The organism is Phenylobacterium sp. (assembly GCF_036723115.1).
Taxonomy (GTDB): Bacteria; Pseudomonadota; Alphaproteobacteria; order Caulobacterales; family Caulobacteraceae; genus Phenylobacterium.
On sequence record NZ_DAIMHV010000173.1, the window covers coordinates 1 to 5,470 of the forward strand.

A 5,470-nucleotide genomic window follows, 5' to 3' on the forward strand; every position below is an offset into this window, starting at 1 on the left:
GGGCCGGGGCCAGGGGCGGCGCCTCGGCCGCAGCGCTGCGGTCGCCGCCGGGCAGCCTCGCCGACAGGCGGCGACAGATGACATAGAAGGCCGGCGTCAGCAGGAGACCGAAGATGGTCACCCCGATCATGCCGAACACCACCGAGACGCCCAGGGCCTGACGCATCTCCTGACCCGGGCCGCTGGCGAGCGCCAGGGGCATGACCCCGAAGATGAAGGCGAAGGAGGTCATCAGGATCGGGCGCAGGCGGGTCCTGGCGGCGTGAACCGCCGCATCGAACCGGTTCATGCCCATGTGCTCTTCGGCCTGCTTGGCGAACTCCACGATCAGGATGGCGTTCTTGGCCGCCATGGCCACCAGGACGATGAGGCCCACCTGGGTGAGGATGTTGTTGTCCATCCCCCGCAGACCCACGCCGATCATGGCCGCCAGGACGCTGAGCGGCACGATCAGAATGACCGCCAGCGGCAGGGTGAAGGCCTCGTACTGGGCGGCCAGCACCAGGAAGACGAAGACCACCGCCAGGGCGAAGACCAGCATGGCCGTGTCGCCGGCCGCCTGCTCCTGATAGGCCATCTCGGTCCACTCATAGCTGAGGCCCGCGGGCAAGGTCTCGGCGGCGAGCCGCTCCATCTCGGCCAGGGCCTCGCCGGAGGAGACCCCAGGCGCAGCCCCGCCCAGCACCTCGGCTGCCGGGAACAGATTGAAGCGGACCACCCGGGCGGGACCGGAGTCGTCACGCAAGGTGGCCACGCTGCCCAGGGGCGCCAGGCCGCCGGAAGCGGTCCGCACCTTCAGATTGGCGATATCGTCCACCTGCGCCCGGCTGGAGGGCTCGGCCTGGGCGGTGACCCGGAAGGTGCGCCCCAGCATGTTGAAGTCGTTCACATAGGTCGAACCGAGATAGGCTCCCAGGGTGGTGAACACGTCGCCGGGCTCGACCCCCAGCATCAGGGCGCGGTCGCGGTCCACGTCCGCACTCACCCGCGGCGCGCCCGTGCTGAACTGGTTGAAGACCCCGACCAGCTTGGGATTCTGGGCGGCCTTCATCATCAGCTCATTGGAGGCCCGTTCGAGCTCGGCATAGCCAAGGCCGCCGCGATCCTGGACCATCAGCTTGAAGCCCCCGGCGTTGCCCATGCCTTCCACCGGCGGCGGAGCCAGGACGAAAATGTTGGCCTCATCGATGGCCGCCATGCGGCCCATGATCATGCCGGCCATGTTCTGGGCGGTCATGGAGGACCCACGCTCGCTCCAGTCGGTGAGCCGGATGAAGACGGTGGCGGCGTTGGACGCGGCGCTGAAGCTGGCGCCGTCCATGCCCACGAAGGCCGCCACATTGCGCACGCCCTCCATCTCCGACAGGTCGGTCATGACCTGCTGGACCACCGCGTCGGTGCGCGAAAGCGAGGCGCCGGGCGGCAGCTGCACCACCCCGATCAACACGCCCTGGTCCTGTTCGGGAATGAAGCCGGTGGGCGTTTCGACCAGCCGCCAGCCGGTGGCCGCCAGCAGGGCCACATAGGCCACGACGATGACGAAGGTCATGCGCACCAGCCGCGCCGTCAGTCGTCCGAACCGGTCGCTGAGCCAGTCGAAGCCTGTATTGAACCGATCAGCCGCCATGGACAGGGGCGCCAGCCAGCGCGAGCGCGGGCGGTGATCGGGCTTGTGAGCCTTCAGCAGCAGGGCGGCCAGGGCCGGCGACAGGGTCAGGGAGACGATGAGCGAGATCACCGTGGCCGAGGCGATGGTCACGGCGAACTGCCGGTAGAACATTCCCGGAATGCCGGACACGAAGGCCGTGGGCACGAACACCGCCACCAGGACCAGGCTGATGGCGATGAGGGCGGAAGACACCTCGTCCATGGACTTGTGCGCGGCTTCGCGGGGGCTGAGACCTTCACGGATGTTCCGCTCCACGTTCTCCACCACCACGATGGCGTCATCGACGACGATGCCCACCGCCAGCACCAGGGCGAACAGGGACAGCGAGTTCAGCGAGAAGCCCAGGGCGAGCTGCACGGCGAAGGTCCCCACCAGGGCGATGGGAATGGCCAGGATGGGAATGATGGCCGCCCGCCAGGTGTGCAGGAATACCACCACCACGATCATCACCAGGAAGATGGCTTCGATCAGGACCTGCTGCACGGCCTCCACCGAGGCCGCGACATATTCGGTGGGGTTGTAGGGGATCTGATAGTCGACGCCCGCCGGGAAACTGGCCTTCAGCTCCTCCATGGCCGCGATGGCGCCGTTGGCCGTGCTGAGCGCGTTGGACCCCGGCTGCTGGAGGACGGCCATGGCGACGCCCGGCTGACCCGAGAAATAGCCACGGATGCCGTAGTCCTGGGCGCCGATCTCCACCCGCGCCACATCGCGCAGGCGAATGACGCGGCCCTCGGCGTCGCGGCGCAGCACGACATCGCCGAACGCCTCAGGCGTGGACAGGCGACCCTGGACCTCCACGGGCAGTTCGACGGCCGTGTCCGGTCCGAAGGGCGGCTGGCCCACCGAGCCGCCGGCGGCCTGGACGTTCTGCGACCGCAGGGCGGCGATGATCTCTGTCGGCGTCAGATTGCGGGCGGCCGCCTTGCCGGGATCGATCCAGACCCGCATGGAATAGAGGCCGCCGCCGAACACCTGGATCTCGCCGACCCCGTCCACACGCAGCAGCCGGTCACGGACGACGGAATTGGCGTAGTTGCCCACATAGTCGGTGTCGACCGCCGGATCGCTGGAGGTCATGCCGACCACCATCAGGAAGCCGGTGGACTGCTTGTTGACCACCACGCCCGTCTGGCGGACCTGCTCGGGCAGTCTGGGTTCGGCCAGGCTGACGCGGTTCTGCACCAGCACCTGGGCCGAATCCAGGTCCGTCCCCGGGCGGAAGGTGACGGTGATCTGCACCGTCCCGTTGGACGAGGACGAGGTCATGTAGATCATGCCCTCCACCCCGTTGATCTCCTGCTCCAGGGGCGCGGCCACGGTGTCGGCCAGGGTCTCGGCCGAGGCGCCGGGATAGGTGGCGATCACCGCCACCGTGGGCGGAGCGATCTCCGGATACTGGGACAGGGCCAGCATCGGATAGGCGAACAGACCCACCAGGGTGATGAACACCGAGAGCACGCCCGCGAAGATCGGGCGCTCAATGAAGAAGTGCGAGAGTTTCATGCGCTGCAGTCCCGAAGGCGGGCCAAGGGGCGTGTCAGTTGGCCGAGGTGGCCGTGGGGGCTGGAGCCGAGGTCAGCAGGGGACCATCCCCCTCCCCCTGTTCGGCGCGGCGCGCGATCTTTCCGGTCTGAACCTGAACCGCCTGGCCGGGCATGGCCCGCTGCAGGCCGCCGATGACCACGCGGTCGTCCGGCGCCAGGCCGGAGCGGACGACCCGCAGGCCGTCGCTGGCGGGACCAAGCTGCAGGGCCTTGACCTGGATCTGTCCCTGGCCGTCGACCACATAGGCGACCCGGCGGACCCCGTCGGTGACCACGGCGGTCTCTGGGATCAGCAGGGCCTGGTAGGCGTCGACGCCCACCATGCGCGCCTGGCCGAACATTCCGGGCTTCAGGAAGTTGTTGGGGTTGGCGATGGTCGCCCGCAACCGCACGGCGCCGGTGTCCCGGTCCACCAGAGAGTCGACAAATTCCACTCGACCGACCCAACGGTACTCTGTCTCATCTTGCAGCTTGACCTGGACCTGCGCCCCCTGGCGCTGTTCCATCTGGCGCTGATACTTCAGCAACTGGGCCTCGGAGGCGTCGAAGGCGAAGTGGATCGGGCTGACCGAGACGATGGTGGTGAGAACGTCGCCCGAAGAGGCGCCGCCGCTGATCACATTGCCCGGATCCACCTGGCGCTGAGAGATCAGGCCGGAGACCGGAGCGGTGACGCGGGTGAACTCCACGTCCAGCCGCCGGGCCGCCAGGGTGGCCTCGGCGATCTGCGCCTGGGCCTTGCGGCTGTCGAATTCCTCGCGCGAGATGGCCTGGGCCTCGAGAAGCCCTTGGGCGCGGGCGAGGTCGGCGCGGGCCAGATCGGCCTGGGCCTGGGCCGCCGCCAGGGCCGCCTGGGCCGGGCGCGGATCAAGGGTGAAGAGAAGCTGGCCCTTTCGGACCATCTGGCCGTCGCGGAAGTGAACGCCCTGGAGATAGCCGCCCACGCGGGCGCGCACCTCCACCCGCTCCGGCGCCTCGAAACGTCCGGTGAAGGCGTCCCAGTCGACCACCTCCTCCTGCAAGGGCGCCGAAACGGTCACGACCGGAGTCGGGGGGGCCTGCCCCGCGCTCGAATCGCCCCCGCAGGCGGAAAGACCAAAACCGGTCGCTGCGAAAACCGCAGCCACAAAGAGTGCGCGCATGCCCTATCCCCAAGGCTCGCCGACCCGGCGATAACCGGGTCATGTCAACAGATGGTGACATGTAGGTGGGAATGAGGCAGTTTGTCCACAAGTGATGACAAGAAAATTTCCGGAGGATTCTTTTGGCCCCACCTATCGCCCCGTCCCGCGCCCGAAACGCCGCCGCCACCCGCGCGGCCATTCTGGAAGCCGCGCGCAAGCGTTTCGCCCGGGAGGGCTATGACCAGACGGGACTGAGGGATGTGGCGGCCGACGCCGGAGTCGATGCGGCGCTGATCTCGCGCTACTTCGGGGGCAAGGACGAGCTGTTCGCCGAGGTGCTGGCCTGCGCGCCCAGCATAAGCGAGTTCCTGGACGAGGATCGGGCCGGCTTCGGCGAGCGCATGGCCCGCACGCTGGCCGTCGATCCCATGGACGAGGACAAGCTCGACACCTTCATGATCATGCTGTCGTCGGCCTCCTCGCCCAAGGCCTCTGAGGCGATCCGGCGACATTCCCAGAGGGCCTTCTTCACTCCCCTGGAGGACTGGCTGGGCGGAGACGACGCTCCGGTGCGGGCGCGCATCCTGTCCTGCGTCATGATGGGGGCCACCATGAACCGCATGATCCATCACGACTATCTGTTGGACGAAGCCGGACGCACGGCCCTGTGCCAGGAGCTGGCCAGGACCATCGACTGGTATGTGAACGGCTATCGCCGGGCCGGCCAGGGAACGGCCTGACCCGGCCGCCCGCTCTTCCTCCGCACCCCGTTGCGGAGGACGCTCATGCATCCCGACATCCATCGCCTGGTCGAGTTGGTCGCCCTGGCGCTGCAGGTTTTTTCCGTGGTGGTCCTGGCCGCCGCGGTCCTCTTGTCCAGCGGCTGGTTCGTCGTACAGGGCTTGAAGGGCCACGACTGGCGCAAGGCCTTCGACACCTACCGGGCCAATCTCGGGCGCGGCATCCTGCTCGGGCTGGAACTGCTGGTGGGCGCCGACATCATCGCCACGGTGACCGAGCCCTTGAGCTTCGAGCGGGTCGGTCCGCTCGCGGCCATCGTCCTGATCCGGACCTTCCTCAGCTTCGCCCTCGAAACGGAGATTCAGGGCCGCTGGCCCTGGCGGCGGGCG

The 5,470-nt window shown here is 68.1% G+C and carries 4 protein-coding genes; 2 read left to right on the plus strand and 2 right to left on the minus strand.

Features of this window, described 5'->3' with window-relative positions; all coding sequences use genetic code 11:
- Window positions 1-3,175: efflux RND transporter permease subunit (locus tag V7D28_RS13650; protein ID WP_333587933.1), on the minus strand; the 3,175-nt coding region annotated here is incomplete at its 3' end.
- Window positions 3,176-3,209: 34 nt separating this feature from the next.
- Window positions 3,210-4,256 (minus strand): efflux RND transporter periplasmic adaptor subunit, encoded by a 1,047-nt coding sequence (locus tag V7D28_RS13655; RefSeq protein ID WP_333587934.1) that lies wholly within the window; start codon window positions 4,254-4,256, stop codon window positions 3,210-3,212.
- A 224-nt stretch (window positions 4,257-4,480) separates the two neighbouring features.
- Here V7D28_RS13655 and V7D28_RS13660 point away from each other — a divergent pair, with 224 nt between their 5' ends.
- Window positions 4,481-5,080, plus strand: coding sequence for a TetR/AcrR family transcriptional regulator (locus tag V7D28_RS13660; protein WP_333587935.1), 600 nt, complete (start codon window positions 4,481-4,483; stop codon window positions 5,078-5,080).
- A gap of 45 nt (window positions 5,081-5,125) precedes the next feature.
- A partial coding sequence (locus V7D28_RS13665) for a DUF1622 domain-containing protein (protein ID WP_333587936.1) occupies window positions 5,126-5,470 on the plus strand: 345 nt, incomplete at its 3' end.